This is a genomic window from Albidovulum sp., from assembly GCF_049646345.1.
GTDB lineage: Bacteria > Pseudomonadota > Alphaproteobacteria > Rhodobacterales > Rhodobacteraceae > Albidovulum.
On sequence record NZ_JBARVQ010000026.1, the window covers coordinates 1 to 1738 of the forward strand.

1 protein-coding gene and 1 pseudogene are annotated in these 1738 nt (G+C 56.2%); both read right to left on the reverse strand.

All coding sequences use genetic code 11. From position 1 onward, the window contains the following. A pseudogene (locus WBB85_RS00680) lies at positions 1–336 on the reverse strand (site-specific integrase); the annotation flags it as partial. Positions 337–800: 464 nt separating this feature from the next. Then, the coding region (dctP, locus tag WBB85_RS00685) for a TRAP transporter substrate-binding protein DctP (protein ID WP_432636695.1) at positions 801–1738 on the reverse strand (938 nt) is incomplete at its 5' end.

The following is a 1738-nucleotide window of genomic DNA, read 5'->3' on the forward strand; positions in this document are numbered from 1 at the left end:
ATCTACCGCCTTGATCTTGGCGGGTGGAAACAAAGGGTCGTCAGGGCCAAAGAACCTTTCTTGCTTTAGATGCGTAACCCAAGCGTTGAAACATGTCAGGTACTCATCATCGACTGGCAGGAAAAAGGTGGTGAATGTCTTGGAGTTCTTTGTCCGAACTTCGCGGGCGTCCTGATAAACGCATTCGTCAATCATATTGATGTGTTTGAGGCGCAAGGATGCAACCGCGCGATCACGCGCGCCTGTGAGCATGAAGAAGGCAAACAGCGCTTTGTTTCGGCGGTCGATCTCTGTCGTTTCGGGCATATAGCTAAAGGCGTGCCGGGCCATCTCCATAGAGGCCCTGCACCGCTGAAGGCCCATCAGGGCATGCGACGGGCTATGAGCCCGGCGCATAGCGGCTATCCGGGATTGTCTGTTTTTCCCATTTAATTCAGGCGTATGTTACCGCAAACGATCTGGAACAGGAGAAGAAGATGTCCGAGGAAATTTCGAGCGAAGTGTCGAGTGTTGCCTTCTTTGCCGCTCTGGCAATCATCGCGGTCGCCACACGTTTTTACCTTTTTTCATAACCGCATGATGACCCTCTTTCTGCGGGTCTTGCGGGGCTGAAAAGCCACCATAGCTTGTTGGTGGTATCCGCACCCATATGTCGACACCCTACTTCGGGTATGTCGCCCGCCATTGGTCACTCCGGCACATCGCCTATGACAGGGCCGGGGTTGTCATCCACGATACCCGAATGCAGAAACGGCGGAGGTTACCCCCCGCCGCAAGATTCTCGGCAGCAAAAGCCCGAGCTATTTCATGTCGATATCGCGCGCGGCAGCGATCTTGGCTTCCGCTTTCGATATCTCTGCCAGGAAGAGATCAAGCACCTCGTTTCCGCCGTCGACATTTGAGCGAAACCAGTCGTTCATCGGAGAAGCGGCATCCTTGAAGGCGGCTTTCTGCTCCGGGGTCGGCACGTAGATGTCTCCGCCAGCCTGCCGGAAATCGGCGTATGCCTGAATTTCCTTGCGCTTGGGGGAAGCGAATGTGGCCTGTTGCAGCGCCGCAAAGCCATCAAGCACGACACGTTTCTGACTGTCGCTCAGCGACATGAACCTTTCGTTCGACATGAACCAGAACGCACCCATGTAGCTGTGGCCGTCAAGCGTGATGTATTTCAGCCCGGCCTCGGGGAATTTCATCGACATGATATCGGTGATCCCGTTTGCCGTCCCTTCGACAACGCCGGTCTGGAGGGAGGTAAACAGTTCCGGCCATGGGATCGGCGTCGGGGAGGCCCCAAGGGTCTTTGCCATTTCCAGCGGAAGGTCCGCAGGGACTGTCCGCATTTTCAGGCCTGCCAGATCGCCGGGGCCGGAAACCCGCGCCTTGGTGTTGGCATAGTTGCGCCAACCACCGGTATTCCCGATCGCCATCAGGCGAATGGCCCCGCCGCTGTCCGCCAGAATTTTCTCGCGCAGGTTTCTGGTGAAATCCCCGGACGTAAGCACTTCTTCGGCCACCCGGTCATCGCTCATCAGATAGGGAAGGTCGAGAACCTGAAGATAGGGAAAGAAGTTCGCAGCACCGCCGCTGGTCGAGATATAGGTGTCGATCGTGCCATCGGCGATGCCCTGCAGGCATTCTTCACCGGTAGAGCAAAGCTGAGTGCCGATAAAGAGTTCGACACCCATCTCGCCGTTCGACGCGTTTTCGACGTAGTTCTTGAACACCGACAGACCATCAT